The following is a 26988-nucleotide window of genomic DNA, read 5'->3' as shown; positions in this document are numbered from 1 at the left end:
CAAAGAATTTAAAGTTTGCTTTAAGATAATGTTATCTTGTTGAACTTTGTCTTTTTCTTGGGATAGTTTCTGGATTTGCTCTTGTAGTGAAGAAAATTTTTTAGGATCCATTATCATACAATATTCATCAATAATCTCTTTATACCATTCTACTGGAGGTATTAAATGATTAAAATCACATCCTTTTTTAATATTTATAATCAAATTATCAATATTTTCAACACACTCTTTTTCTTCTATTTCATCTCTATTATTGTATAATAAAAAACCAATTAAATCACAATACTCCAATTCTTTTTGAGAATTATTTGATTTTCCAATCTTAATTTGTAAATTTTCATCTATGTTAACCCCTCTAATATTCCATACTGTATTATCAAGACAAGGCTCAATAGATTTTGATATTTTTTTGTTTTCAAACGTAATTTCACTTTTTATTGAACGACGAGATAACCAATCTTAGGAAATTTTAAATTGTGATTTTCTATGGTCCAACAGTGAACCGCCAAGACATCAAAACCTTTATATTTAGTTGGAAATTTTAATATCGAGCCGTTATATATTCTTAAAATTTTTTCATTATACATGGAATTTGCATGAAAAGATTCTTCTATGTTTCCAATTATTAACAATAATTCACTTGCAGTACATGTATAAAGTCTATCTATGCAAGAAATCTGATTTTCATTTTTAGTAAACTTTTCAATATTTTTAACAATATTTTTTCCTAACTCACTGTTTATAACATCCAATTGATGAGATCCATCATCTCTTGTATATGAAAAAAAATTAAACTATTTTTTTATAGTATTCATACATATCTATAATGTTAAAATTAAATTTGCTCGAAAAATAACGATGAAAAGCACTACTTTTTCGTGGTTGTAAGAAAAAAATGGTAAAATTATAACTAAAATTTTACAAAATCTTAAAGAGCTTAACTCTTGATAATATTTTTTTAAATTATCAAACAATATTCTATCATCCATAACCCAAGAGTCATTTACATTAGACTCTGTGATAATTAAATCGGCTTTATTTATAATTTGTTGGTTTCTTTTCCGTTTTAATTCATATAAATTTTGTATTGAATCTGTAGCACCTAAAGCTAAATTTATTAAATTTACATTTTCTTGGCGTAATCCTTTTTGTAAACCATTAACTATCACAGAATTACTACCACCAAGCAACACTACATTATATTTTTTCATTATTTACCAACCTATATCTATTTTATATATTTTTACCATATCAAATCAATCTTAATTTTTATATTAAATTTATAATATGTTTCATTATGAAATATATTATAGTATTTTATACTTTTTTATTAATTTAATATTTATTTTTTCTACTTTATATTTAAATAATATTATAACTACATTGTAATAAACATCCAAAAAGGAGCTAACATGTTTACGCCTAAAACAAAATGTGAATTAGTTGCTCTTGTTAGAGAAGAGCTTATTGCCTTAGATGAAATCGATGTAAGCTTAATCACGGATATGTCTTATTTATTCTACTATTCTACTAGGACTAATTTTAATGGTATAGAAAAATGGGATGTATCAAATGTTAAAGATACTAAGTATATGTTTTGTAATTGTCTTAAATTTAATCATAAAGTAGAAAATTGGGATGTGCATAATGCCATTACAATGGCACATATGTTTGAAAACTGCAAACAATTTGATCAAGATTTATCAAGATGGGATGTATACAATGCTAAAACAATGGCGTTTTTATTGCACAATTGTACTAATTTTCACTATGATGTTAAAAAATTAGATATTGACAAAAACTGCAATGTTCAAAAAATACTAGGACATGAAGAAATACAAAATAAATATACTATAAACATTGATCGCAAGGTAAGCTATTGCTTACCTGCTTGGTTGATCCAAAGTCCCATAGCAATCACAACAATAACCTGCCCTAAAAACCCTTGAAATACGCTAAATAATCTTAACAAAGAACTAATAGGTGTTACATCGCCAAAACCTATCGTTAGCATAGTAACTCCGCTAAAATAATAACAATCAACCAAACCTTTTATTCTATTTTGAATTTGAGGTTTTAAATCATCATCTAAAGACCAAAAATTATGAATTCCTCTTATAGGGGTTTGAAACTGCACCTTTATAACTTTTTCTTGTAAATCTACAATATCTAAATTTTCATTTTTTTGAGTAGCAATTAACATTCTATTATAATTATCTACATCACAAGAAAAATAATACAAATTCCCATACGCAAACCATATCAAAATATAAGCATATAAAATAATAAAAAATTTTTCTTTAATATTAATCTTACTACTAAAAGCAGCCCAAATGCTAATAAGCAAAAACATCATCAATGCTATAGCTACCATAATAGGAATAATATTTAAAATTAAAAATAAAATTTCAGAAGTAATTTTACCTGTTGCATAAATAGCAAGCTCATCAAATAAAAAACTACAAAATAAAGGCACTACAGCAAGCAAAGTCCAAACAAAAAGAAATCGTTTGGTGCTTTTATGATAAATGCTAATATAATGATTTAAAAGTCTATGATGTAGCATTAGCGAATCAGCAATAAAGGTTTTTTAGCCTTAGTTAAAATATCATTTGTCAAACTACCAAATAAAATACTTTTTAACCAATGATGTGAATAAACCCCCATGATCAATAAATCTATATCATTTTGCTCACCAAAATCAAATAAAGCCTGAGTAATCTCTCCACTTAAATGCTGAGTTTGTACATTTAAATTTGCTTCTTTAAAAATTTGACTTACTTGAGCTAATAACTCACAAGAAGCTTTTTCATCTTTAGATACATTTACCACATAACGCTTTGCTTCTTTAAAAATAGGTCTTTTAATGGCTTGTTCTATGGCCTTTTTAGCTAAATTACTCCCATCATAAGCCATCATCACACTTTTAATCTCTTTAAAAGCAGAATTTACAAGCAAAATAGGCACATTTAAAGCTCTTACTAATTCTTCTGTATGAATGCCTATTTTATTTTTCTTACCTCCGCCTTTTAAACCTGCTATGGCTAATCTTATTTGATCATTGTATTCTTTTAAAACTTCTTCTAAATCTCCATCTCTTTGCACACTAAAGCATTCTTTTACGCCTTGTTCTTTTGCATAAGCACAAAATTCTTCTAAAATTCTTTGCCCTTTTTTGCAAAGATTTTCATTTTTTTGGCTTTGCTCTTCTACTAAATCTTCAATCACACACCCACTAGCACCTATGCCAAAACTACAAGCTAATTCAGCATTAGTAAAATTTGGTTCTATAGTGTATAAAAACATTAAAGGTAAATCTAGCTTTTTAGCTAAATACACCCCATAATGCAAACTTTCCCTACAAGGCTCTAAAACATCCACACAAACTAGAATTTTTTCCATTTAATATCCTTTTGTAGTATTAATCTTGTGCTTTTTGTGCTATTAAAACACCTTCTATGATTTTTTTAATATCCCCATCTAAGATATTATCAACCTGCGAAAAAGCTTCATTTGAGCGTGTATCTTTAACTTGTTGATAAGGAAAAAGCACATAAGAGCGGATTTGATGCCCCCAACCTATCTCACTTTTTTCACTTAAATTTGCTTCATCTTGTTGTTTCATAAGCTCAAGCTCATAAAGGCGTGATTTTAGCATTTTAAAAGCTGTGGCTTTGTTTTTATGTTGGCTTCTATCATTTTGACATTGCACTACTATACCACTTGGCATATGAGTTATACGCACTGCTGATTCAGTTTTATTAACATGTTGTCCACCTGCCCCGCTTGCTCTATAATAATCAATCCTTATATCTTTTTCTTCAATTTCTATTTCTATATCATCATCAAGTTCAGGATAAACCATCACACTAGAAAAACTCGTATGGCGGCGTCCTGCACTATCAAATGGAGAAGTTCTTACTAAACGATGAATGCCATTTTCAGCTTTTAAATACCCATAAGCATTTTCACCTTTTACTAAAAAGCTAACATCTTTAAGTCCTGCTTCTTCGCCTTCTTGAAAGTCGAGTGTTTCTACTTTAAAACCTTCTCTTTCACAAAATCTCAAATACATCCTATAAAGCATACTAGCCCAGTCATTACTCTCCGTTCCGCCCGCTCCTGGATGAATGGAAACTATAGCGTTTTTACCATCATTTTCCCCACTTAAAAGCATAGAAATTTCAAGATTTACAATAAGATCTTCTAGCTTGTTTGCATCTTCAAATAAAGCTTCTATAGTATCTAAGTCATTTTCACTATTAGCAAGATCAAAAAGCTCACTTGCATCATTTAAAGCATTATTTGCATTTTCATAATTTTTAAGTAAATTTGAAATTTTAGTTTTTTCTTTACCTATCACTCCTGCTTGTTTTACATCACTCCAAAAAGAAGGAGAATTTTCTAAATTTTCTATTTCTTTTAATCTTGCTTTTATCTCTTCAGGCTTGATGATAGAAGCGATATTTCCAACTTTATTTTTTAATTTTTTTAAAAGTTCGCTGTATTCGTAATTATCCATAAAAATTTTCTTTCTAATTTTGATATAATTTAATCTTATAATTTTAGCAAAAAAATAAAACATTTAAAGTGAGAAATATGCCAAAACTTTTTTTAATGTCTTTAGGTTGTAATAAAAATTTAGTTGATAGTGAAATCATGCTTGGAAGATTGAATGATTATGAAATTTGTGATGAGCCAAGCATAGCTGATGTTTTGATTGTAAATACCTGTGGCTTTATAGATAGTGCTAAAAAAGAAAGCATAAATGCAATTTTAGACTTACACGAGCAAAGAAAAAAGGACTCGTTGCTGGTTGTAACAGGTTGTTTAATGCAACGCTACCGCGAGGAATTAATGAAAGAACTACCTGAAGTTGATCTTTTTACCGGTGTGGGAGATTATGAAAAAATTGATGAAATGATACTTAAAAAAACTAATCTATTTTCAAATTCTACTTACTTGCAAGATAAAAATACCAATCGTGTGATCACAGGATCAAATTATCATGCTTTTATTAAAATAGCTGAAGGGTGCAATCAAAAATGTTCATTTTGCGCCATACCAAGTTTTAAAGGTAAGCTTAAATCAAGAAGTTTAGAAAGTATTGTAAATGAAGTAAAAGAGCTTGTTAAAAAAGGCTATAAAGACTTTTCTTTTATCGCTCAAGATACAAGTTCGTATTTATTTGATCAAGGTCAAAAAGATGGACTTTTAAAGCTTATTGAGGCTATAGAAAATATCCAAGGTGTAAAGGCTGCTAGAATTTTATATCTATATCCAACAAGCATTAGCAAAGAAGTGATAAAAAAAATCATTCAATCAAAAGTTTTTGTAAATTATTTTGATATGCCTTTGCAACACATCAGTGATAATATGCTTAAAATCATGAAACGCGGAGCTAATAAAGCTAAATTAATCGAGCTTTTAAATTTAATGAAACAAGCTCCAAATTCATTTTTACGCACAGGTTTTATAGTAGGACACCCTGGAGAGAGCGATGAGGACTTTGAAGAATTATGCACTTTTATCAAAGAATTTGGTTTTGATAGAATTAGTGTTTTTGCTTATTCTAAAGAAGAAGATACCGCAGCTTTTGACATGGAACAAATTCCTAGTAAAACCATCAATGCAAGATTAAAAGTGATAGAAAAAATCGTCGATGAATGTATAGAAAAAAGTTTTAATCAACAAGTTGGTAAAAAAACTTTAGCATTTTGTGAAGGTCAAAGCTCTGAAGGAGAATTTTTCATCGGCGCAAAAGATTTGCGTTGGGATAGAAATATTGATGGAGAAATTCTCATCAATGAAAGTGATTGTAGAGATTTAGAAATGGGTAAACTTTATGAGTGTGAAATCACACAGAGCTTAGATAAAAAACTCATTGCAAAAGCCTTAAGAAAGTTTGATGATTGATAGCAAATATTTAAATCATTTAAAGCAAGGGAAAAATCTTTTAGCATTTTCTCACGGGAGTGATTCTAGTGCTTTATTTTTCATGCTTTTAGAAAAAAATATAAATTTTGACCTTGCTTTTATAAACTACAAAACTCGTGAAAATAGCGATAAAGAAGAACAAAGCGCCAAAGAATTAGCCAAGCGTTTTCATAAAAAAATTTACATCAAAACCGCACCCAAGATAACAAAAAATTTCGAAGCTTGCGCAAGAACTTTGCGTTATGAATTTTTTGAAGAACTTTGCAAAAATCACTCTTATGATAATCTTTTACTAGCTCATCATTTAAATGATAAACTAGAATGGTTTTTAATGCAATTTTCTAAAGGTGCAGGACTTAGAGAATTGCTTGGCTTTAAAGATATTGAAAAAAGAAAACATTTTACTATCATAAGACCCATACTTGAAATTCCAAAAGAAGAAATTTCAAATTACTTAAAAGAAAACAATATTACTTATTTTCATGATGAGAGTAATAATGATGAAAAATATTTTAGAAATTTCATACGCAAAAATTTTGCCAATGAGTTTTTAAAGCTTTATCCAAATGGAGTAAAAAAGAGCTTTAAATACCTAGAAAAAGACTTAAAAGAAGAAAATATTTGTGAATTTAAAAATATTTACATTACTCATAAAGATGAAAGTTTAATCGCAAAATGCTTTAAAAAACTTGGAGTACTTTTAAGTGCTAAACAAAGACAAGAAGCTTTAAAAAGCGATGGAGTGATTTCGCATAAAATAGGCATTGTTTATATGCAAGAAAAAGTTTTGATTTTTCCTTTTGTAAGTTGTGAGAAAATGCCAAAAGAATTTAAAGAAATTTATAGAAAAGCAAAAATCCCTAAACTCTTAAGAGCATATTTATACACAAAAAATATTGATATAAAAGAACTTATGCAAGCTCTTTTATGATTTCTTCAAAAAGTTCTTTTACCCTTGCTTCTAAAAAGTCTTTAAATTCAGCACTTGTAGCTTCGGTGCGCATGATAAGATATGGACTTGTATTAGAAGCACGCAAAAGTGTCCAGCCTTCTTTAAAGGTGATTCTAACTCCGTCAATTTCATTACAATCAAGCACATTTTCAAAAGCGTTTGCTTTTACTTTTTCTTTAAATTTTTCTATGATTTGAAATTTATTTTCCTCACTAACCTTAAGCTTAATCTCTTCACTTGCATAAAGTTTTGGTAATTCTTTAACTAATTTTTCTATATCAAAACCATTTACTAAAAGCTCTAAGGTTCTTAAAAATGCATAAATTCCATCATCATAACCAAAATATCTATCTTTAAAGAAAATATGCCCGCTAAGCTCTGCTGCTATGTCGATATTTTGCTCTTTCATCATTTTTTTAATATTAGAATGTCCAGTCTTACCCATCATGATAAAACCAAATTTAGCTACCTCATCAAAAAGATTTTTAGAGCATTTTACTTCACCTAAAACTCTAGGATTTTTTATATTTTTAGCAAATAAATAGCAAAGTTCATCGCCCTTAAATACATAATCTTTACTTGCTACTACTAAACGATCTCCATCTCCATCAAAAGCAAAGCCCATTTTTGCATTTTCATTTTCTTTTAGCGCAACTTGCAATGCGTGTAAATTTTCAAGCTCTGTTGGATCGGGCGCGTGATTTGGGAAATTTCCATCAGGATTTTCAAATAAAATTTGTGCATTAAGATTTAATTTTTCCACCAAAGGTTTTATAATCACTCCAGTAGCTCCATTTGCACAATCAATAATGATTTTTTCTTTATAATCCTTAAGATGTGAAAAATGCTTAGCTAAAAAGTCTATATATAAGCTTTGAACATCATAATTTTCATATCTTAAATCATCATTGATTTCAAGTTCTAAATACTCTTGCACTTTTAAAGAAAGTTTTTTCAAATCAGCACCAAAAAAACTTTCTTTATTAATCGTGATTTTAAAGCCATTGTATTCTTTTGGGTTGTGTGAGCCTGTTATCATGATATTTGCATCAAAAATTTCATCGAAAAACAAGCTAAAATACCCCATAGGAGTTGGTGCTAAGCCTATATTAAAAACTTGCATATTAACTTTATTTAAACCACTGATTAAATAGTTAAAAAGTTCATTTGCACTATACCTTGCATCATAGCCCACACTTACTTTCTCACAACCCCTTGCTCTCATTTCTAAACCCAAGGCATAGCCTATGGCTTTTACACTTTTTTCATTTAACTCACTTGGGTAAAGCCCTCTTATATCATACTCTCTAAAAATTAAATCTAGCATTTTAATCCTTTTGTCTTCTAAGTTCTAATTTTGCTTGTTTTAAACTTTCTTCTATGTTTTCATTTTTGCTTGATAAACAAAGTTTAATTTCTAATTTTGCATTTTGATCTTTCAATTCAAAACTATATTTTTGCATAAAATTTTCAAGCATTTGAAGCTTGCTTTGCACAAAAGCTGTATTTTCATTTTCAAATACAATAATAAAATAATCCTTATCATCTTTAAAAACCCTAGTATGTAAGGCTTTTTTTAAAATCCTAGCAAATTCATGCATTATAAACTCGCCCATTTTTGAGCCTTTTTGATGATAAATTTCATTGATATTTTTTATTTCAATCAAGGCTAAATGAAAATTTTCAAGCCCTTGTGCATATCTTCTTAAGGCTTTTAAATTTGGTAAATTGGTTAAAGTGTCAAAAAAGGCTATTTTATAAGCTTTATACGCTAAAAATCCTATCAACACTAAAGAAGCAAATTCATAATAACCCAAATCAACACTATTGTAAAATAAAAATTGCATGCTCAAGCCTATATAAGCTAGTAAAAAATGAAAATCATTATTTTTAAAATATGAAAATAATAAAAATATCATTCCCACCCAAAACACACAAAAGCTTAACTCGCTAATAGGCTTAAAAAATTGTGTTGAAAGGCCAAAAATCTCACTTGTAATGCTTGCATTAAAATTAGTACTTGTGCTAAGTATTAACGCTACAAAACCCATAAAGGCCAAATACGCAAATTTAATGAGATTAATTCTTTCAAAAACAAGTTTGCTATCTTGCAAAAATACAAAAAGCACAAAAGAAAAAGGCAAAAACACCGAGATAAATAAATGCGCTTGATACTCACTTGCTACTAAAGATAAAGCTCTAGCACATAAAATCAACAAAAGTAAGAAAAAAATCTTATTTTGCTTAAAAAAATAAGCTAAAAATAAAGCTAAGATATTAAAAACCAAAGTCATACTAGGCAATGTTTTTAACAATAAATACGAAAAATCCAAAATAATAAACCTTTTTTTGTTAAAATTATAGCAAAAATATTTTAAGGATATTAATGGTAGAAGTAAAAAATCTCACTATGCGTTTTGCAAATCAACTTTTATTTGAAGATGTAAATTTAAAATTAAACCGTGGTGAAAGATATGGACTTATAGGTGCAAATGGTGCAGGAAAATCAACCTTTTTAAAAATTCTCTCAGGTGAAATAGAATCAAGTAGTGGAGAAATTTGCATAGATCCAAATTTAAAAATCGCAGTGTTAGGACAAGATCAATTTGCTTTTGAAAACTACACTATCAAAGATGCGGTAATGTGCGCAAATAAAAGATTATATGATGCACTAAAAGAAAAAGAAAAACTTTATATGAGTGAAGAATTTACCGATAAAATTAATGATAGATTAAGCGAACTTGAAATCATAACAGCAGAAGAAGATCCAAACTATGATTGTGAGCTTAGATGTGAAAAAATTCTTAGCTCTTTAAATATTAAAGATTTTAATGCTCTTATGAGCACTTTACAAAGTGCGGATAAATTTAAAGTTTTATTAGCACAAGTATTGTTTTTGGGTGCTGATGTGTTATTTTTAGATGAACCTACAAACAACCTTGACTTAGAAGCTATTTCTTGGCTTGAAAATGAGCTTTTAAGACATGAGGGAACTTTAGTAGTAATTAGCCATGATAGACATTTTCTAAATAAAGTTTGTACAAGAATTTTAGATGTGGATTTTAAACAAATACGCGATTTTGCTGGAAATTATGATGATTGGTATATGGCTTCAACCTTACTTGCTAAGCAAGCTGAACTCAAACGCGATAAAACTTTAAAAGAAAGAGAAGAATTAGAAAATTTCATACGTCGTTTTAGCGCTAATGCTTCAAAAGCCAAACAAGCTACAAGCAGAGCTAAAGCTTTAGAAAAACTTGAACTAGAAGAAATTAAAACTTCAAGCAGGCGCGATCCTAGCATAGTTTTTAGAACAAATAGAGAAATAGGAAATGAAGTTTTAGAATTAAAAGGTATTAGCAAGGCTTATGATAAAATTTTATTTGAAAATTTAGAATTAAAATTAGAAAAAGGTGATAAAATAGCCCTAATCGGTGCAAATGGTGTTGGAAAAAGCACTTTAGCTAAAATCATTGCTTCAAAATTAGAACCTGATAGTGGTCATATTCACCTTGGTGCTACCATAGAAATGGGATATTTTTCACAAGATACAACGAATTTAATTAATGAAGATTTGAAACTTTATGAATGGCTAATGAGTGAAAAATTCAAAGATTTGGATGAAATTCGCAAATGTCTTGGTAGAATGCTCTTTAGCGGAAGCGATCAAGAAAAAATGGCTTCTAGTTTAAGTGGAGGTGAAAAACACCGCTTAATGCTTTCAAAATTAATGTTAGAGCGTGGAAATTTCTTACTTTTAGATGAACCGGATAATCATTTAGATCTTGAAAGTATCATTGCATTAGGTGAAGCCTTGTATAATTTCAAAGGTTGTGTGATATGCATAAGCCACGATAGAGAACTAATTAGCGCTTTTGCTAATCGTATATGGTTTTTAGAAGATGGAAAATTAACAGACTTTAAAGGAAGTTATGACGAATTTTTAGGAGGTTTAGAATGAATTCGTTTAAGATAAAATATGCAGCTGGTTTTGGACATTTTACTCAAAATCACAGAGGTTTTGGCCCAACTATTTATGTAGAAGAAAGTATTGATTTTCAAAGTGAAAAAGATTATTTTGACTATGTTGAATTTTATGAAAAATTCAGCAAAGAAGATGATACTTATTTTCACATTTCATTTTTAGAAGATCGCCCTTTAACTTCTCAAGAATTAGAAAGTAGAAATGCTTATAGAAAACTAAGAGATGAACGCTGTAACAAAGCTAGAGAAGAGTTTATCAAAAACAATGAAATAGAAGCTGAATACTACCCAACTCATGGTGATTAAGGAATGATTTTTGCTTGTTTTTTCCTTGTAATATTTTGAAAGGAGAAAACATGCAAGTTAACCATGATAATTTATCGGTTAAAGAGTATGGATATGGTCAAAGTAGTGCCTATAAAAGCACTCAAGGAGCTAATGAAGACTTTATGTCTTTACTTAGTCAAAACAATAGCGAAAATTTAAACGAGCAAAGTATAAAACTTGATGAGCTTTTTTCAAAAGCCATGAGTCAAGATCAATTTAGCACAGAAATTTTTAGCTCAAATATGTCAAATATTTATAATTATCGTTTTAGAGGACAAAACGAAACTCCTATGCAAACTAATATAGAAGAAAAACAAGAGCCACAAAAAGATATGGTAAAAGATCTTTTAAATTCTTTATGAAAATGAAGTAAGCAAACGCTTACTTCCAAATAAGTCCACTAAATTCAAACTCTTTTGCAAATTTTTTAAATTCCTCTTCTTCTTTTGCATTAACACTTAAAATCAATTCAACATTTTCTTGAAATTTTTTTTCATATGAAATGTTATTTTTATTTAAAAAATGCTCAAATCTTGCATAAAGATAAAAAGGAATGTTTAAACTTAAAATATTTTTAGCTTCAAATTCTAAAAGCATTGCATTTAAAATAGCTTCATTTGTAGCTTCACTATAAGCTCTTACAAGACCACCTGTACCAAGTTTAATCCCTCCAAAATAACGCACTACAATCACCGCACAATTAATAAGCAAAGCTCCTCTTAAGACATTCAAACAAGGCATGGCAGAAGTTCCTTTTGGCTCACCATCATCGCTTTTATCTTCTATGATTTGATCAAATTCATTTAAATACCTATAAGCATATACAAAATGCACGGCTTTTAAATGCTCATTTCTTAGCTTTTGCATTAAAGTTTGAAAATCTTCAAAAGGACATAAAAACGACAAAAAAGTTGATTTTTTGATTTCTATTTTTGCTTGATAAATTTGATCAATAGTTTTCATTTTTTCCTTAAATTAGTTATAATATTTAAATAAAATTATAATCAAAACAACTTATAAAAATTTAAGGATAAACTATGCTTCAAACTTGTATTTTTCCTGCAGCAGGTTATGGTACTAGATTTTTACCTGCTACAAAAACCCTACCTAAAGAAATGCTACCTATACTAACTAAGCCTTTAATTCATTATGGTGTAGATGAGGCTTTAGAAGCTGGTATGGAAACTATGGGCTTTGTTACAGGGCGTGGAAAAAGGGCTTTAGAGGATTATTTTGATATTTCTTATGAACTTGAACACCAAGTCGCAGGTACTAAAAAAGAATATCTTTTAAGTGAAATAAGAACACTCATAGATCGCTGCACTTTTACTTTTACAAGACAAAATGAAATGAAAGGCTTAGGAGATGCGGTTTTAAAAGCAAAGCCTTTAGTGCAAGATGAAGCTTTTGGAGTTATTTTAGCAGATGATTTATGTGTAAATGAAGATGGGGTAAATGTCTTAGCTCAAATGGTAAAAATTTATGAAAAATACCGCTGCTCTGTTATAGCTGTGATGGAAGTTGAAGCTGATCAAGTTTCAAACTATGGGGTTATAGCAGGAAATGCTGTGGAAGAGGATTTGATCATGGTAAATTCTATGGTAGAAAAACCTGATCCAAAAAATGCTCCAAGCAACTTAGCTATCATAGGAAGATACATTCTAACGCCTGATATTTTTGGTATTTTAGAAAATACTAAAGCAGGTAAAAACGGAGAAATTCAACTAACTGATGCATTACTTTCACAAGCAACTAATAATATGGTTTTAGCTTATAAATTTAAAGGAAAAAGGTTTGATTGTGGAAGCGTAGAAGGCTTTGTTGAGGCGACAAATTATTTTTATGAGAAAAGTAAAAATGCTAAATAATACTTTATTTTTTAAAACCCAAGATTTTAAAAAAATTACCGCTTATGCAAATAGAATGAATGATGAGTTAGAAAGTGGCGATATAGGGTATTATCACTTAGTAGATACAAGCTTTGATTTAATCAAAGAAAGTAAAGAATTTATCGCAGCTAAACCTCATATAGAAAATATCGTTTTAGTAGGCATGGGTGGATCAAGTTGTGGAGTTAAAGCTTTAAAAGAGCTTTTATTTGATCAAGTAGAAGAAAAAAAACTTTTCATTATAGATAATACTTCCTCACATACTTTTACCCAAACTATGCAAAAAATAAATCCCCAAAAAACACTTTTCATTATAGCAAGCAAATCAGGCACAACTATAGAAGTGATTTCTTTATTTAAACTCATCATTGCTCATTTTGATTTTAAAAATGAAAATTTACACAAAAATTTTGTGTTTATTACTGATTTTGAGTCAAAACTTCACAAACTAGGTGAAGAATTAAACATAAAATGCTTTTTTATACCTAAAAATGTCGGTGGTAGATTTAGTGTTTTATCTGCTATTGGTATTGTTCCTTTGAGCTTTTGTGGCTATGATACTAAAGCCTTATTAGAAGGTGCAAAAGCTTGTTATGTAGATTTTTTTGAGAAAAAATGTGATCAAATTTTACAAAAGGCTTATCATTACTGCACACATAAAAGTGCGCATATTAATGTGCTTTTTTCTTATGGAGATGCCTTTAAAGGTTTTAATGAATGGTATATTCAACTAATTGCTGAAAGTCTAGGTAAAAAACAAGGCTTTAAACGCATAGGTTTAACTCCTATTGCTTTAATTGGTGCTAGAGATCAGCATAGCTTTTTACAACTTATCATGGATGGACCTAAAGATAAAACTGTTACTTTTTTAAAAATCAAAGATAGTCAAAAATCTCCTAATATCCCAAATATAAGCTTTAATCATTTGCAAAATTGTGATTTTACTAATGAAGTTAATTTGCATGATCTTTTAAACGCGCAATGCGATGCAACCATACATGCATTAATTGCTGAAAATTTAAGTGTTGATGTAATAGAACTTGAGAAATTAGATGCTTATCACTGTGGGTATTTGATGTATTATTATGAGTTATTTACTTCTGCATGTGGCATTATGCTTGGAATTAATACTTATGATCAACCTGGTGTAGAGGTAGGAAAATTAATACTCAAAAATATGTTAAGTAAATAAATTTGCTTTATTGTAAAAAAAGAGTATAATGAAAATATAATAATTACTAACATTAAAATTTATTAGATAATAATTATTCTTATTTAAGAATTTTATGTTATAATTTTAAAAATAAAAAAGGAGATAACATGTCAGTAACAAAACAATTATTACAATTACAAGCGGATGCTCATAGTTTATGGATTAAATTTCATAATTATCACTGGAATGTAAAAGGTTTACAGTTTTTCTCAATTCATGAATATACAGAAAAAGCTTATGAAGAAATGGCAGAACTTTTTGATGATTGTGCTGAGAGAGCTTTACAACTAGGAGAAAAAGCTATCGTTTGCTCAAAAACATTACTAGAAAACGCAAAAGCACCTAAGGCTCAAAAATATTGCTTTACTCCAGTAGAAGTTTTAGAGCTTATTAGAGAAGATTATAAATATCTTTTGGCTGAATTTAAAAAGCTAAATGAAGAAGCTGAAAAAGCAAGTGATACTACAACAGCAGCATTTGCTCAAGAAAATATTGCAAAATATGAAAAAGTTCTTTGGATGCTTAATTCAACTATCCAAAATACTTGCTCTATGTAAGAATTTATAATGTTTTTTGACTTGCAAAGCTTTATTGCTTTAAGTCAAAAAACAAATTTAACTTCCCAAGAAAAACTACTCTTATTAAAATTTCGTATTCATTTTGAAAAAAATATCAATTTATTGCAAAAATTATATGATTATAGTTTGGTAGCTTATTGTGCTAATGTACATTTAAATCAAAGTTTAAAAAAGAAGGTTTGCAAAAACACAAAGCCATTATAAAAGCTTTAACTAATCCTTTTTATAAAAAAGAAAAAATCCCCGTAGGTGGTTTAAACAATGCATTTTTAGCTTTAAAATTTGTAAAAATTATGAAATACTTGAGCACATCAATGAAACACACCTTCAATCTAAAATGGGTTTTAGAGCTAGTTTTATTTATGATAAAAAAAGAAAAAACTATATTTTAGCCTTTGCAGGAAGTGATTTAAATCCTTTGTGCTTTGATTTTAAAGATCTTTATAGTGATTTTTTGATTTTACTTAACAAAACTCCAAAAGATCAAATTCAATCCATGCAGTATTTTTACAATCAACTCAAACAAAAATACACCATTGATAAAAAACTCATCATCATAGAGCATTCTTTAGGAGGATATCTAGCTCAAGCTTTTGCAAGAACCTTTCCTAGCGTGGTAAAAGAAGTCTATGCCTTTCAAGCACCTGGTTTAAACCAAAACTTTCAAAATCTTTCTTATATAAATTTTCATATAAATACCACCCATAATTTAAATTTCAAAACTTACAAATGGTGGAATTTTAATTTTGTGCAAAAGCTTTATAAAAAAGATAGCAAGGAGATTTTACTACACAAGAAGCATTAAACATCATCCTAGCGTGTGTATTTATAAACTGCATGAATTATTTAAAATTCTTAACCCATAAGGGCTAAGAATTAATGCAAATCTTCATTAAGTTTTACAGCCTTTTTATTAAAAGCTGCTATCATCACTCCACTTTGAGAATCTTGTCTAAAATGCAAACCATTTAATCCTGCTAATTCTAAACCTTTGTATATATCTTTATCAAATTTAAAATCAGGATTGATTTTTTGAAGTTCTTCTTTATTTTTTAAAGCAAATTTAGTCCCTTCTAAAACAGCAATACCCGCATCAACGATACAATTATCCCCTAAAGGAATTCCAGTAACTGAATTTGCACCCAAAAGACAAGCTTTACCGATGCTAATAGCATTACCACTTGTACCACTTAAAACACCAAGTATAGAAGCGCCGCCTCCTACATCGCTACCTTCACCCACAACAGCTGAAGAACTAATGCGTCCTTCTACCATACAAGCTCCAGTTGTACCTGCATTAAAATTCACATAAGCAGCCCCTGGCATTATAGTAGTACCTGCAGCTAAAACCGCCCCCATTCTCACTTTAGAACTTTCTAAAATTCTAGTATTATCCTCAGGAATAACATGAGCTAAAAATCTTGGAAATTTATCTACATAATCAACCCTTGGATACCTTCCACTCATTTTTAAATCAATCTCATTTTCTCTTAAAAAGTCCAAATCAATAGGCTTATTATCGCTCCATGCAACATTTGGTAAAATCCCAAAAGCGCCTGTTAAATTTAAACTTCTTAAAGGTACTTTTTTATTGGAAAGCAAATAAAGTTTTAAATACACACTTTCTAAACTTTTTGGTGCTTCATCTTCAAAAATACAAACAAAAGAAAAAGCATTTTCTCTAAAATTTTCCTTTGCTGCTTTGATTGCTTCTATATTTTTATGGCCTTGCTCTTGTAAAAATGGTGCAAAGCATTCAAGCGCAAAATCCAAATCTTCTTTAATTAAAATAGCCACAAACTCACTTTCGTTAAAGTCAACATCAACCCCTCTTCTAAAAAAAGCTTCAAACATAACAGCTGCAGCGGCATAATTTTGCTCAAAATTAATCACACCAAAATTAGCTTGAAGTTTTTTATTAGGATCAACTTGACTTAGATCAAGTCTTGCTATAGCAAAAGCTTTAGGCTTTTTATAATTAATCCTTTGTTCGATTTGCTTGATTAAATTTAAAAATTCTTCTTTACTTTCTATTGACATATTTTCCTCCTTATTGTGAGCACGCACTTTTGCCATTCATTGTAGGTTGAATAGCTGAATTATCTACTTTACCTTCTTGATTAACCTTTTCTATAAATTCCCAAATTTTTTCAGCAGCTTGTAAATATCTTTTTGAACTTACACTCTCAGGCATATAAAAACTCACAGGCTTACCACTATCTCCACCTTCTCTTACACTCATTTCGATAGGAATTTGAGCTAAAACTTCACATTTATAAGCTTTTGCCATTTCTTCTGTGGTGCCTTTACCAAAGATATCATATTCTTTGCCATTATCGGGACATAAAAAGCCACTCATATTTTCTATAATACCCGCAACAGGAATGTGTAATTTTTCAAACATATCTAGCGCTCTTTTACTATCATCCAAAGACACTACTTGAGGAGTACTTACACACACACCCGCACTCACTGGCACGCTTTGAGCTAGGGTAATTTGTGCATCACCCGTTCCAGGAGGCATATCAAGCAATAATACATCAAGTTCAGGCCAAAGCACATCAGCTAAAAGTTGCTCAATCGCTTTCATAATCATAGAGCCACGCCACATCAAACCTTTACCTTCTTCTATTAGCACACCCATACTCATCATATAAACTCCATGAGATAAAATAGGACGAATTTTTTGACCTACAATTTCAGGCTTGCTTTTACTCTCACCTAGCATTCTTGGTATATTTGGCCCATAAATATCTGCATCTAAAAGTCCTACTCTTTTGCCCATTTTTGCTAAAGAAATCGCTAAATTTAAAGTTGTAGTACTTTTACCTACCCCACCTTTACCGCTTGAAATCATAAGGAAATTTTTAATTTGTGGAGCGATATTTTTACCACTTCTTGAATTGCTTTTTTCTTCAGGAATTTTTGGTTGAATGATTTCTAAATTAAGCTCTAAATTTAAATCTTTTAAAGCGTTTGCAATATTTAGTCTAAGCTCTTGTGCAATTTGAGCATTAGCTGAAACAATTTCAACTACTATATGAGCTTGATTTTCGTTTGATTCAATTTTTTTTACAAAACCAAAACTAACTATATCTTTTTTAAAGCCTGGATATATAACTTGTTTTAGTCTTTCTTCGATTTTTTCCTTCAATTTTTCTCCTTATTATTTAAAATGATTAATTCTACTAACATAAATATAAATTTTGGCTTTTATGGTGTATAATATCGTAACATTAATAAGAAATTAAGGTGTAACAAATGTTAGATATTTCCTTGATTATGCTATCTGCGGGAGAATCATCAAGATTTAATGCTCCGGTAAAAAAGCAGTTTTTACGACTAGGCGAACAACCTTTATGGCTTTATGCTACTAAAAATTTAAGTTCTTTTTATCCTTTTAAACAAATAGTTGTTACTTCTGGTAATATTTCTTATATGAAAAAATTTGCCCCTGAATATAAATTTGTCCAAGGTGGTGCAACTAGAGCACAATCTTTACTTAATGCTTTAAACATGGTTGAGAGTGAATATGTTTTAGTTAGTGATGTTGCAAGAGTTTTGATTTCTAAAAATCTTTTTAACAATATCATAGAAAATCATGACAAAGCTGATTGTATTACACCTGTTTTAAAAGTAAGCGATACTACAATTTATGCTCAAGAAGCTATTGATAGAGATAAAATCAAACTCATACAAACCCCTCAACTTTCACGCACAAGTATGCTAAAAAAAGCTTTAGAACAAAGCTCAAACTTCACTGATGATAGTACAGCTATACAAGCTATTGGTGGTAAAATTTGGTATGTACAAGGTGATGAGTTAGCTAAAAAAATTACCTTTAAAGAAGATTTGAAAAGCTTAAATTTACCAAAACCATCTTGGGATATTTTTAATGGAAATGGCTTTGATGTGCATGAATTTGGAGAGCAAAGAGCCTTGCTTTTAGGTGGAGTAAAAGTGCATAAAAATATGGGTTTAAAAGCTCATTCTGATGGAGATGTACTAGCTCATGCGCTAATTGATGCGCTTTTGGGTGCATCAGGGCTTGGAGATATTGGTGAACTTTTCCCAGATAATGATATGCAGTATAAAAACGCTGATTCTATGCTTTTATTACAAAGTGCTTATATTTTAGTGCAAAATTATGGTTTTGAGCTTGTAAATGCTGATATTACCATCATAGCTCAAACACCTAAAATGAAAGATTTTAAAGAAGCTATTGCTTTTAATATCGCTAAAACATTAAAAACCACACCAAATAAAATCAATATCAAAGCCACCACTACAGAACATCTAGGTTTTGTAGGAAGAAAAGAAGGGATTGCTGTTTTAGCAAGTGTAAATTTAAAATATTTTGATTGGATGAAATTATGAAAGTTTTAATAGTAGAAAATGAATTTTATTTAGCCCAAAGCATAGGATCAAAGCTTAATTCTATAGGTTATGATTGTGATATCATCGCAAATGTTAATGAGCTGACTCATCATGATTATGAAATCATTTTGCTTTCTACTAGTATGGCTAATTTTGAACATATTATAGAAATTTTTAAGCATAAAATCATTATTTTACTCATATCTTACATAAGTTCAGATACTGTTTTAGCTCCTTTAAAATCTGGTGCTAGTGATTACATACAAAAACCTTTCATGATAGAAGAATTAATGCGCAAGATTAAGCATTTTCAAGAATTTAAAAAAATCACCATGCTAAATAGCACCTATCAAGCATATTTAAAACATAAATTTGAAACAGCAAAACTACCAACTTTTGATTATAAAAAATTCAAATTACCTTTGATTTTAAAAACTAATAATCAAATTTTTGCTGATCATTTTGTATTTAATTATACTAACGAACACAACATCGCAAATGTTTATATAGATCTTTCACACCAGCAAAATTTAGATAAAATTTTCAAAGACAATTCTTTGTATTATTTGGTTAATTTTCAAACCCTAAAACCTTTAGAAAAAGAAAAGGTGTTAAACCTTGCTTTAAAAAAGGCTGTTATTATACATACAAGTACGAATATTGAGCATAGCAATTTTCAAATTTTAGAGCTAGGTGAAGATGAAAAAAGTTTTGAAAGTAATGGAATTTTAACCATTGATGATTATGTTAAGCATATTATCATTAGTTATCAAAATATCTTTCCTGATACGGATTTATCCAAAAAATTAGGAATTTCAAGAAAATCTTTATGGGAAAAAAGGAAGAAATATGGCATTACAAAGAAAAAATAGCATTATAATCTCAGAAGAAGAATACGAAGTTTTATGTTTCATTAAAGAAGGAATTTTTGGTTCTTTTACAAAATTGATGAACGAACAAGAAAGAGATGAATTTTTAAAAAATGAAGCAATAAACGGATATAAATTTCCCTACGCCTTAACTTTTGCTCCACACAATGAAAACAAAAAAATCATAGAAAATGCCAAAGTTAAAGACAAAATAGATTTTGTATGTAATGATCAAATAGTAGGTCACATCATCTTAGAAAGTAAATTTAAAAACGATAAAAACATTAATGATATTTTTACACCTAATACATGCTTGATTGATGATTTTGGAGAAATTTGCATTAGTGGTGAATTTGAAATTTATCACAATCGTATCAAGGCTATAAAAGAAGATTTTGAAAAAATCAAAAAAAGATTAAACCCTTCTAATATCACTGCTATTGTTTCAAGCTTTGATCCTTTTCATAGAGCACATGAGAGAATTTTAAGATGGGCTATAGAGCAATCTGATCTAGTAATTATTTTCCTTATAGAATCTTACGAAAGTAATGGTTTAAATCTAAAACTTAAAAAGCGTTGCTTTGATGTTTTTGCGCAAAATTATTTACCATCCTCTAGAGTTTTACTCATACCTTTACATAATATCAAAATTTTTGCCTCGCATTTAAATCCGGTGCTTGAGTGTGCTTTGGCTAAAAGTTTTGATTGTAATAAACTTTTTGTAGGACAAAATCACGCAGGGCTTGGAATGTATTTTAATCAAAACAGAGCCTTTACTGTACTTGATGATTTTGCAAAAGATTACAATATAGAAGTGACCATACTTCCTGAATTTGTATTTTGTGATGAGTGTAAAATGATAGTAAGCACCAAATCATGCCCACATGGAGCTCATCATCATATGAAATATCATGGCGATTCTTTAAAAAATTTACTCAGACTTGGTATCATTCCACCAGCAGTTTTTATAAGAAGAGAAATTTCTGCTTTGATTTTATCAGAGCTTTTTCCAAATCGTTTCCATAATAAACAAAATATCTATAGTAATCTTTTCCCTACGCATGGTATTTTAGAATATAGAGGCGATAAAGAATTTTATGAGCAACTTATAAAACTCCATCAAATGTCATATATGGTGTAATCATGCAAAAATTATTTTTAACTTTTTTTTATTCAGGTAGTGTTAATAAAGCTCCAGGAACTTTTGGCGCAATAGCAGCGCTAATCCCTGCTTTTTTTATTTTAAGGTATTTGGGTATAGGAACTTTGATCTTACTTGCAATTTTGCTTTTTTTAATCTCTATAAAAATCATCGATCAATACGAAAAACAAACAGGTAAACATGATGATAAGCATATTGTAATAGATGAAGTTGTAGGAGTGTTCTTAGCTTTGGCAATTTGCGGACAAAGTGTTTTTACTTTTTTACTTTCTTTTGTCTTATTTAGATTTTTTGATATCACAAAACCTTCTATCATAGGTAAAATTGACAAAAAAACCAAAGGCGGTTTAGGTGTAATGCTAGATGATGTTTTAGCAGGAATTTTCGCAGGATTATTTAGTGCTGTGATTTATGGAATTTTACTTAAATTTGATCTTTTATGGTTTGATATAAGTATTATGGAGATATTTTAATTCGTAATTTTTTGATTTAACTTCATTTATGATAAACTTCACAAACTAAAACGAAAAGGATAAAAAATGATTAAAAAACAATGTTTGGTGCTTTAGCATTAATTTCTTTTATAGCATGTGCTAATGGAGTAGATTATAAATATGATCCAAGTAGAGGTTCTAAAGGTGGTTATGATTTATTCATTAAAACTTTAAAAAAAGATTATGGCTCTAATGTTGTGATAAAAAGCCTTAAAGATGTTGATTTAAATGCTTTAAAAGAAAAACACCCTAAAGTAGCTGAAGATTTTGAATATATAAAACCGACTCAAGATGAATTAGCTAAAGAGGTTGCAAATAGACAAATACAATATGGAGATGTTGTTTATATCAACTATAAAAATGGCGATTTGAATAAACATGAAATAGTTTATGGAGCATGTGATACAAGAAAATGGAATAAAGAAAGATGTCAAAATAGTGGAGCAATTGTTGATATGGCTGAATAAAATCAACCTATCAAATGCAATATAATTTTTCTAAGATAAGATTTACTTAATCAATCTTAGAAAAACCTCAACTACAATTTTCTTATTTTCTATTACAATAAAATAATTTTAATTTTTAAAAAAAAGTTAGTATAATTACATAAGGGTGCAACGCCAAAGGGGTGCAACCCTTTAGCGTTAATTTATAAATCCACTTGCAAGCACTAAATCTTTATCGTAAAATACCGCCATTTGTCCGCTAGCAAGCCCATAAACAGGCTCTTGTAAGATGATTTTTGCACTTTTATCTTCATTAATCAAAACTTTACATGGGGTTGATCTTGATCTATAGCGTATTTTTACTTCACAATCTAATTCTTTAGCATCGATAAATAAATTAATATTATCAAGGTTAAATTCACTTATCTTAAGCTCTTCTTTTTTACCTACTATGATTTCATTTTTCTTAGGATCAATTTTTAATACAAAATGTGGCTCATGAGCCCCGCGTACCTCAAAACCTCTTCTTTTACCTATGGTATAGTGCATATAACCTTCGTGTTTTCCTACTTCTTTACCACTACTATCTCTTACAATACCTGGAATTTTAGTATCCATAAACTGATCTAAAACTTGCACATAAGTATCTTCCACAAAACAAATCTCAGAACTTTCCTTTTGTGTTGCAAAAGATTTTAAAACATCGATTGTAGAAGCAAATTTTTTTACATCTTCTTTTTTCATCTCTCCAAGAGGAAAAATCAAATACTCCAAAGCCTCTTTATCTGCATTTGCTAGAAAATAGCTTTGATCCTTACTCTCATCAACTGCAGTTTTAATCAAACCATTTTCTATCCTTGCATAATGACCTGTGGCTAATTTTTCACAACCCAAACTCTTAGCAAATTCCAAAAGCTTACCAAGCTTGATAAAGCGATTACACAAAGCGCAAGGATTTGGCGTCTTTCCTTCTTTGTAGGTATTAACAAAAGGCATATAAACTTGATTTTTAAAATCTTCTTGTAAGTCTAAAATATGATATTTAATGTCTAGAAATTTAGCAACTTTTTCAACTTTTTGTATATTTTCTTCATGATAATTAGCTTTTCCATGAAGCTTCATATAACAACCTATGATCTCATGTCCTGCTTGTTTTAACTTATAAGCAGTTACAGTACTATCTACACCCCCACTCATTGCAACAAGAATTTTCATCTTTTTCCTTTATCATTCTTATAATTTCATCTAAATCATCACTTATACTATACTTTAACTCATCATTTTTAGATATAGTTCCAAGTCCTAGTAAAGAAGTTTTGATAAATTCATCAAGAGGTTGCCAAAATTTTTGCCCAACTAAAATAATAGGAACATCCTTTTTAAAACTAAGTTGTTTAAGAGTAAGAATTTCAAAAAATTCATCTAATGTTCCAAAGCCGCCTGGGAAAATCACAAAAGCTAGACTCTTTTGAATAAGAGCCATTTTGCGAATGGCTAAGCTCTTAAAAGTGATATTATACTCTAAAAAGTCATTTGCTTTTTGCTCAAATGGTAAATGTATATTAAATCCAAAAGATTTTAAGTGTGAAGTTTGACTTTGCATAGCCCCATAATTTGCAGCTTGCATAATGCCACCGCCACCACCACTGATGATACTATAACCAAGATCTGCTAACTTCTGAGCTAATTTTGAAGCCAAAATACAATACTCATTATCTTCTTTTAAGCGTGCAGAACCAAAAAAAGTTATGCCTTTTTGAATTTTTTCTAATTCTTTAAGATAGGCAATATCTTCAATGATATATTCTTTCATCTTAGCTGTTCTAATCTTTCTTTTTTAGAGCCTATCTCAGTAATTTGCACTCCAAAGTTTCCATCTACGATAACTACTTCCCCATAAGCAATTTTTTTATCACCTATTAAAATTTCTAAAGGATCATTTGCTAATTGATCAAGCTCGATAACCGAACCTATATCCATGGTTAAAACATCTTTTAAAAGCATTTTTTTACTACCTATACGCACTCTTATAGGTAAGAGTACATCCATGATCAAACCGATATTTCTTAGCTCTTCTACATTAGCCAAGGCTTTATGATCTTGTGTATGATCTTCATTTGTTGCTACAATTTCTTCTAAGTCAGTTTTGGTTAAAATCTTATAAATTTTTTCATCAAAAACCAAAGAAATTTTTTCTTCTAAATCAGCTATTTTTACATTATATAAATATAATTTATGAAAACCACCAAGTTCTAAGCTATCTGCAACAAATTCACAATTTTCTAGACTAAACTCCATTTTTGGAATTTCTTTTTGCGCACCTAAGGTTGTAGAAAATGCTGAGATGATATTTTGTATAGCTTCTTTAGCAGCGTCCATTTCATCTTCATTAAGCTCACTGTTTTTGGAGATTTCTTCTTCTCCCATCATCCACTCACCAATTGCACTCATTAAAACTGCACTGGCTAGGATTTTAATTTTCATTTCATTATTAACGCTAAAAGTAGCGCTAACTAATGGTGGAGTCATAGAATCTTGAGAATTTACATCATACTCATAATACTCACTAAATTCAGCACTTTTTCCTGTTAAACCTTCTATTGTACTTACACATTCATTGACGAATATGCCTAAAAAATCATTGATCATCGTCTTCCTCTTCTAGTTCTTCATTATCATCATACGAATTTGCTTTTGCTCTTCTTTCATCTTCATATTTTTCAAGCATTTCTTTAATCTCATCTTTATCAGTTTTGATAAGTTCTAAGATTTTAATTGACTTTCTAAATCTATGAAGCCCCACTTGAGCTAAAAATACTTCTTTTTTATCAATAGCTACTATAGCTTTATCATCTGCACTTCTATCAAGCTTTAAAATATCTCCTTGTTTTAAATCTAAAAATTCATTTACATTGATAAAAGTCTTACCAAGCATAGCTTCATAAATTACCTCAGCACGACCGATCAAGGTTTTAAGTTCTTTATTTCTTGATTTTTTAGCCGAAGTTTCACCCATCATAATATCACGATTTGCCAAACGACTCAAAATACTTTCCAAATGCACAACAGGATAACAAATATTTACCATACCACTTGAATTTCCGATGATAATCTCCATTACCACCATGATAACAATTTCATTTTGAGAAACAATTTGCACAACATTTGGGCTTGATTCTTTTGCTTCAACACTTGGATAAATTTCAGTAACATTCATCCAGCTTTCTTTAAGTCTTTGCATAATAATACGCAAAATAGAATCAAGCAAATTGAGCTCGATTTCTGTAAGTTCTCTTAAGGCGTCAAAACTCTCTCCTTGACCACCTAAAAGTCTATCTATCATAGGAAAAGCAATGCTTGGATTAATCTCTAAAACGCAGTTTCCATCTAAAGGTTTAATTGAAAAAACGTTAAAGCTTGTTGGCGAAGGCAAAGACATCAAAAACTCACCATAAGTCATTTGATCCACCGAGTGAAGTTTAATCTCAACTATACTTCTCATCATAGATGAAATTTGCGAAGCAAGATTTCTTGCTAATTTATCATGAATCCCTTTAATAGAACGAAGTTGTTCTTTAGAAACTCTGTTTGGACGCTTAAAATCATATACTACTATATCTCTTTTATCTTCTAGCTCTTCTAATTTCGAAGAAGCTGCACTTTCATCACTATCATCATCAACAACTTCTAAAAGAGCATCAATTTCTTCTTGGGAAAGTATCTCAGCCATTAAACTAGCCTTTCTCGAATCTTCTTAAGCAAACGCTTATGAATTTGTGAAATTCTTGACTCGCTAATCTCTAAAATCTCTGCGATTTCTTTTAAATTTAATTCTTCATAATAATAAAGCTGTATTACAAGCTTCTCTCTTTCTTTAAATTCTTCCAAAACTGTATTGATTTTTTCTATTAATTCTTCTTTTTCTATTTGTTCTATGATATTGCTATCATTAAAGCAATTTAGCTGTTCATCCAAAGGCATAACAAGCGATATAGCATGAGCCGCTCTTGCTTCTTTTACCTTTTCTACTTCTAAATTTAGTCTTTGTGCTAAATACTCATCATCAGGCTCTTTTTCATTTTCTTGATAAAACTCATCTATAATAGCGTCAATATCTTTGATGATTTTTCTATTACTTCTACTCATTACATCAAGGCTTCTTAGATAATCAAGCATAGCTCCATTAACTCTTTTTCTTGCAAAACCCCAGAAATTATCATTTTGTTCTTTATCGTAACGGCGTGAGAGTTTGATCATTTCCTCTACGCCAATACTAATTAAATCATTTACATCAATACTTGCAGGCAAACGCTCTTTAAGTCTAAAAGCCATAGCTCTTAATGCTGGCATATAAGAGATGACTAAGTCATCTTGTTCTTTTTTTAGCGTAGAAGCATAGGCATTATGCGGCTGCATGTTTTACTTTTCTTTTTGAAGAGCTTTCAAGCTTTTTAAGGCCTTCACGCTCTTCTTGAAGTTTTTCAAGCAAGTAATCCATTTTCTTTTCTCTTGCGGCTAATTCTGCTATAAAACTATTATTTTCATTTTCGTATTTTTCTTTATTAAAGCTTCTACCGCTAATTTTATTAACATCTACAAAAATCATAATTACTATATGGATTAACACATAAAATACAAAAGTAATCAAACAAGTATATACAACTATCTCTACTGCATCTTCTATATTAACTATGGTAAACATTAATCCTATAAAAAAACCACAAACAGTAAAAAAAGCAACAAAATTCTCTGGTCTCATC

The 26988-nt window shown here is 29.6% G+C and carries 32 protein-coding genes and 1 pseudogene; 16 read left to right on the top strand and 17 right to left on the bottom strand.

Features of this window, described 5'->3' with window-relative positions; translation table 11 throughout:
- The 3 genes and pseudogenes from CAMP18498_RS05065 to CAMP18498_RS05055 all read right to left on the bottom strand — a co-directional run.
- Nucleotides 1–291, bottom strand: a pseudogene (locus tag CAMP18498_RS05065) (sugar transferase); the annotation flags it as partial.
- A gap of 143 nt (nucleotides 292–434) precedes the next feature.
- Nucleotides 435–752 (bottom strand): hypothetical protein, encoded by a 318-nt coding sequence (locus CAMP18498_RS05060; protein ID WP_337197859.1) that lies wholly within the window; start codon nucleotides 750–752, stop codon nucleotides 435–437.
- A gap of 69 nt (nucleotides 753–821) precedes the next feature.
- Entirely contained in the window at nucleotides 822–1211 is a 390-nt protein-coding gene (locus CAMP18498_RS05055; protein ID WP_337197858.1) for a glycosyltransferase, read from the bottom strand.
- Between the two features lie 201 nt (nucleotides 1212–1412).
- Here CAMP18498_RS05055 and CAMP18498_RS05050 point away from each other — a divergent pair, with 201 nt between their 5' ends.
- On the top strand, nucleotides 1413–1949 hold the full coding sequence (locus CAMP18498_RS05050; protein WP_337197857.1) for a BspA family leucine-rich repeat surface protein: 537 nt from the start codon (nucleotides 1413–1415) through the stop codon (nucleotides 1947–1949).
- Here the strand turns inward: CAMP18498_RS05050 and CAMP18498_RS05045 are convergent.
- Genes CAMP18498_RS05045 through prfB form a run of 3 tightly spaced genes read right to left on the bottom strand, consistent with a single transcriptional unit; the run spans nucleotide 1877 to nucleotide 4522 of the window.
- A complete protein-coding gene (locus CAMP18498_RS05045; RefSeq protein ID WP_337197856.1) occupies nucleotides 1877–2566 on the bottom strand; it encodes a potassium channel family protein in 690 nt (229 codons plus the stop codon). The two genes, CAMP18498_RS05050 and CAMP18498_RS05045, sit on opposite strands and share 73 nt — an antisense overlap.
- The gene (locus CAMP18498_RS05040; protein WP_337197855.1) at nucleotides 2566–3402 is read right to left on the bottom strand and encodes a universal stress protein; all 837 of its coding nucleotides are present in this window, start codon (nucleotides 3400–3402) and stop codon (nucleotides 2566–2568) included. The genes CAMP18498_RS05045 and CAMP18498_RS05040 overlap by 1 nt, the downstream gene beginning before the upstream one ends.
- A gap of 19 nt (nucleotides 3403–3421) precedes the next feature.
- The gene (prfB, locus tag CAMP18498_RS05035; RefSeq protein ID WP_337197854.1) at nucleotides 3422–4522 is read right to left on the bottom strand and encodes a peptide chain release factor 2; all 1101 of its coding nucleotides are present in this window, start codon (nucleotides 4520–4522) and stop codon (nucleotides 3422–3424) included.
- Between the two features lie 77 nt (nucleotides 4523–4599).
- On the opposite strand from prfB, the gene rimO reads away from it, so the two are divergent.
- Nucleotides 4600–5916 (top strand): 30S ribosomal protein S12 methylthiotransferase RimO, encoded by a 1317-nt coding sequence (gene rimO / locus CAMP18498_RS05030; protein WP_337197853.1) that lies wholly within the window; start codon nucleotides 4600–4602, stop codon nucleotides 5914–5916.
- Nucleotides 5906–6868 carry a tRNA lysidine(34) synthetase TilS gene (gene tilS / locus CAMP18498_RS05025; protein WP_337197852.1) on the top strand — a complete coding sequence of 321 codons (963 nt, stop codon included), beginning with the start codon at nucleotides 5906–5908 and terminating at the stop codon, nucleotides 6866–6868. The genes rimO and tilS overlap by 11 nt, the downstream gene beginning before the upstream one ends.
- Here tilS and CAMP18498_RS05020 read toward each other — a convergent pair.
- Both CAMP18498_RS05020 and CAMP18498_RS05015 read right to left on the bottom strand, forming a co-directional pair.
- Nucleotides 6849–8216, bottom strand: coding sequence for a phosphomannomutase/phosphoglucomutase (locus tag CAMP18498_RS05020; protein WP_337197851.1), 1368 nt, complete (start codon nucleotides 8214–8216; stop codon nucleotides 6849–6851). The two genes, tilS and CAMP18498_RS05020, sit on opposite strands and share 20 nt — an antisense overlap.
- Before the next feature lies 1 nt (nucleotide 8217).
- Nucleotides 8218–9222 carry a diguanylate cyclase domain-containing protein gene (locus tag CAMP18498_RS05015; protein WP_337197850.1) on the bottom strand — a complete coding sequence of 335 codons (1005 nt, stop codon included), beginning with the start codon at nucleotides 9220–9222 and terminating at the stop codon, nucleotides 8218–8220.
- Nucleotides 9223–9275: 53 nt separating this feature from the next.
- Between CAMP18498_RS05015 and CAMP18498_RS05010 the strand changes: the two genes are divergently transcribed.
- Genes CAMP18498_RS05010 through CAMP18498_RS05000 form a run of 3 tightly spaced genes read left to right on the top strand, consistent with a single transcriptional unit; the run spans nucleotide 9276 to nucleotide 11562 of the window.
- Complete coding sequence (locus CAMP18498_RS05010) at nucleotides 9276–10850, top strand: ABC-F family ATP-binding cassette domain-containing protein (protein ID WP_337197849.1); 1575 nt, start codon at nucleotides 9276–9278, stop codon at nucleotides 10848–10850.
- Complete coding sequence (locus tag CAMP18498_RS05005; protein WP_039617462.1) at nucleotides 10847–11179, top strand: hypothetical protein; 333 nt, start codon at nucleotides 10847–10849, stop codon at nucleotides 11177–11179. Before CAMP18498_RS05010 ends, CAMP18498_RS05005 begins: the two co-directional genes overlap by 4 nt.
- A gap of 50 nt (nucleotides 11180–11229) precedes the next feature.
- A complete protein-coding gene (locus CAMP18498_RS05000; protein ID WP_337197848.1) occupies nucleotides 11230–11562 on the top strand; it encodes a hypothetical protein in 333 nt (110 codons plus the stop codon).
- Nucleotides 11563–11581: 19 nt separating this feature from the next.
- On the opposite strand, the gene CAMP18498_RS04995 is transcribed toward CAMP18498_RS05000, so the two are convergent.
- On the bottom strand, nucleotides 11582–12163 hold the full coding sequence (locus CAMP18498_RS04995) for an IMPACT family protein (protein ID WP_337197847.1): 582 nt from the start codon (nucleotides 12161–12163) through the stop codon (nucleotides 11582–11584).
- Nucleotides 12164–12237: 74 nt separating this feature from the next.
- Between CAMP18498_RS04995 and galU the strand changes: the two genes are divergently transcribed.
- The 5 genes from galU to CAMP18498_RS04970 all read left to right on the top strand — a co-directional run bounded on the left by galU (nucleotide 12238) and on the right by CAMP18498_RS04970 (nucleotide 15685).
- The gene (galU, locus tag CAMP18498_RS04990) at nucleotides 12238–13068 is read left to right on the top strand and encodes a UTP--glucose-1-phosphate uridylyltransferase GalU (RefSeq protein WP_337197846.1); all 831 of its coding nucleotides are present in this window, start codon (nucleotides 12238–12240) and stop codon (nucleotides 13066–13068) included.
- Complete coding sequence (locus tag CAMP18498_RS04985) at nucleotides 13058–14281, top strand: glucose-6-phosphate isomerase (RefSeq protein ID WP_337197862.1); 1224 nt, start codon at nucleotides 13058–13060, stop codon at nucleotides 14279–14281. Before galU ends, CAMP18498_RS04985 begins: the two co-directional genes overlap by 11 nt.
- A gap of 128 nt (nucleotides 14282–14409) precedes the next feature.
- Nucleotides 14410–14859 carry a Dps family protein gene (locus CAMP18498_RS04980; protein WP_337197845.1) on the top strand — a complete coding sequence of 150 codons (450 nt, stop codon included), beginning with the start codon at nucleotides 14410–14412 and terminating at the stop codon, nucleotides 14857–14859.
- A gap of 9 nt (nucleotides 14860–14868) precedes the next feature.
- A complete protein-coding gene (locus CAMP18498_RS04975) occupies nucleotides 14869–15084 on the top strand; it encodes a hypothetical protein (protein ID WP_337197844.1) in 216 nt (71 codons plus the stop codon).
- 61 nt (nucleotides 15085–15145) lie between these two features.
- Nucleotides 15146–15685 (top strand): Mbeg1-like protein, encoded by a 540-nt coding sequence (locus tag CAMP18498_RS04970; RefSeq protein WP_337197861.1) that lies wholly within the window; start codon nucleotides 15146–15148, stop codon nucleotides 15683–15685.
- A gap of 71 nt (nucleotides 15686–15756) precedes the next feature.
- On the opposite strand, the gene CAMP18498_RS04965 is transcribed toward CAMP18498_RS04970, so the two are convergent.
- Both CAMP18498_RS04965 and CAMP18498_RS04960 read right to left on the bottom strand, forming a co-directional pair.
- Nucleotides 15757–16920: a tetrahydrodipicolinate N-succinyltransferase N-terminal domain-containing protein gene (locus tag CAMP18498_RS04965; protein ID WP_337197843.1), complete on the bottom strand. Its 1164-nt coding sequence runs from the start codon at nucleotides 16918–16920 to the stop codon at nucleotides 15757–15759.
- A 10-nt stretch (nucleotides 16921–16930) separates the two neighbouring features.
- A complete protein-coding gene (locus CAMP18498_RS04960; protein WP_337197842.1) occupies nucleotides 16931–18034 on the bottom strand; it encodes an Mrp/NBP35 family ATP-binding protein in 1104 nt (367 codons plus the stop codon).
- 107 nt (nucleotides 18035–18141) lie between these two features.
- Between CAMP18498_RS04960 and CAMP18498_RS04955 the strand changes: the two genes are divergently transcribed.
- The 5 genes from CAMP18498_RS04955 (at nucleotide 18142) to CAMP18498_RS04935 (ending at nucleotide 22249) form a co-directional block, all read left to right on the top strand.
- Nucleotides 18142–19257 (top strand): bifunctional 2-C-methyl-D-erythritol 4-phosphate cytidylyltransferase/2-C-methyl-D-erythritol 2,4-cyclodiphosphate synthase, encoded by a 1116-nt coding sequence (locus tag CAMP18498_RS04955; RefSeq protein ID WP_337197841.1) that lies wholly within the window; start codon nucleotides 18142–18144, stop codon nucleotides 19255–19257.
- Nucleotides 19254–20129 carry a response regulator transcription factor gene (locus tag CAMP18498_RS04950; protein ID WP_039667971.1) on the top strand — a complete coding sequence of 292 codons (876 nt, stop codon included), beginning with the start codon at nucleotides 19254–19256 and terminating at the stop codon, nucleotides 20127–20129. Before CAMP18498_RS04955 ends, CAMP18498_RS04950 begins: the two co-directional genes overlap by 4 nt.
- Nucleotides 20107–21267 (top strand): sulfate adenylyltransferase, encoded by a 1161-nt coding sequence (locus CAMP18498_RS04945; RefSeq protein WP_263678432.1) that lies wholly within the window; start codon nucleotides 20107–20109, stop codon nucleotides 21265–21267. Before CAMP18498_RS04950 ends, CAMP18498_RS04945 begins: the two co-directional genes overlap by 23 nt.
- Nucleotides 21268–21269: 2 nt before the next feature.
- Nucleotides 21270–21761, top strand: coding sequence for a phosphatidylglycerophosphatase A family protein (locus CAMP18498_RS04940; RefSeq protein ID WP_337197840.1), 492 nt, complete (start codon nucleotides 21270–21272; stop codon nucleotides 21759–21761).
- A gap of 80 nt (nucleotides 21762–21841) precedes the next feature.
- Nucleotides 21842–22249 carry a hypothetical protein gene (locus CAMP18498_RS04935; RefSeq protein ID WP_337197839.1) on the top strand — a complete coding sequence of 136 codons (408 nt, stop codon included), beginning with the start codon at nucleotides 21842–21844 and terminating at the stop codon, nucleotides 22247–22249.
- Nucleotides 22250–22426: 177 nt separating this feature from the next.
- Here CAMP18498_RS04935 and mnmA read toward each other — a convergent pair whose 3' ends face one another.
- Genes mnmA through CAMP18498_RS04905 form a run of 6 tightly spaced genes read right to left on the bottom strand, consistent with a single transcriptional unit; the run spans nucleotide 22427 to nucleotide 26987 of the window.
- Nucleotides 22427–23443 carry a tRNA 2-thiouridine(34) synthase MnmA gene (mnmA, locus tag CAMP18498_RS04930; protein ID WP_337197838.1) on the bottom strand — a complete coding sequence of 339 codons (1017 nt, stop codon included), beginning with the start codon at nucleotides 23441–23443 and terminating at the stop codon, nucleotides 22427–22429.
- Complete coding sequence (locus CAMP18498_RS04925) at nucleotides 23406–24041, bottom strand: TIGR00730 family Rossman fold protein (protein WP_257929295.1); 636 nt, start codon at nucleotides 24039–24041, stop codon at nucleotides 23406–23408. Before CAMP18498_RS04925 ends, mnmA begins: the two co-directional genes overlap by 38 nt.
- Complete coding sequence (gene fliY, locus CAMP18498_RS04920; RefSeq protein ID WP_337197837.1) at nucleotides 24038–24877, bottom strand: flagellar motor switch protein FliY; 840 nt, start codon at nucleotides 24875–24877, stop codon at nucleotides 24038–24040. The genes CAMP18498_RS04925 and fliY overlap by 4 nt, the downstream gene beginning before the upstream one ends.
- Nucleotides 24867–25958 (bottom strand): flagellar motor switch protein FliM, encoded by a 1092-nt coding sequence (gene fliM / locus CAMP18498_RS04915; protein ID WP_337197836.1) that lies wholly within the window; start codon nucleotides 25956–25958, stop codon nucleotides 24867–24869. The genes fliY and fliM overlap by 11 nt, the downstream gene beginning before the upstream one ends.
- Nucleotides 25958–26644 carry an RNA polymerase sigma factor FliA gene (locus tag CAMP18498_RS04910; protein WP_039625270.1) on the bottom strand — a complete coding sequence of 229 codons (687 nt, stop codon included), beginning with the start codon at nucleotides 26642–26644 and terminating at the stop codon, nucleotides 25958–25960. Before CAMP18498_RS04910 ends, fliM begins: the two co-directional genes overlap by 1 nt.
- Nucleotides 26631–26987, bottom strand: coding sequence for a hypothetical protein (locus CAMP18498_RS04905; protein ID WP_337197835.1), 357 nt, complete (start codon nucleotides 26985–26987; stop codon nucleotides 26631–26633). The genes CAMP18498_RS04910 and CAMP18498_RS04905 overlap by 14 nt, the downstream gene beginning before the upstream one ends.
- Between the last annotated feature and the right edge of the window lies 1 nt (nucleotide 26988).

Source organism: Campylobacter sp. W0066.2, assembly GCF_024723515.1.
Taxonomy (GTDB): domain Bacteria; phylum Campylobacterota; class Campylobacteria; order Campylobacterales; family Campylobacteraceae; genus Campylobacter_D.
Note: the sequence above shows the minus strand (reverse complement) of the source record. Positions and strands in the feature narration are given on the sequence as shown.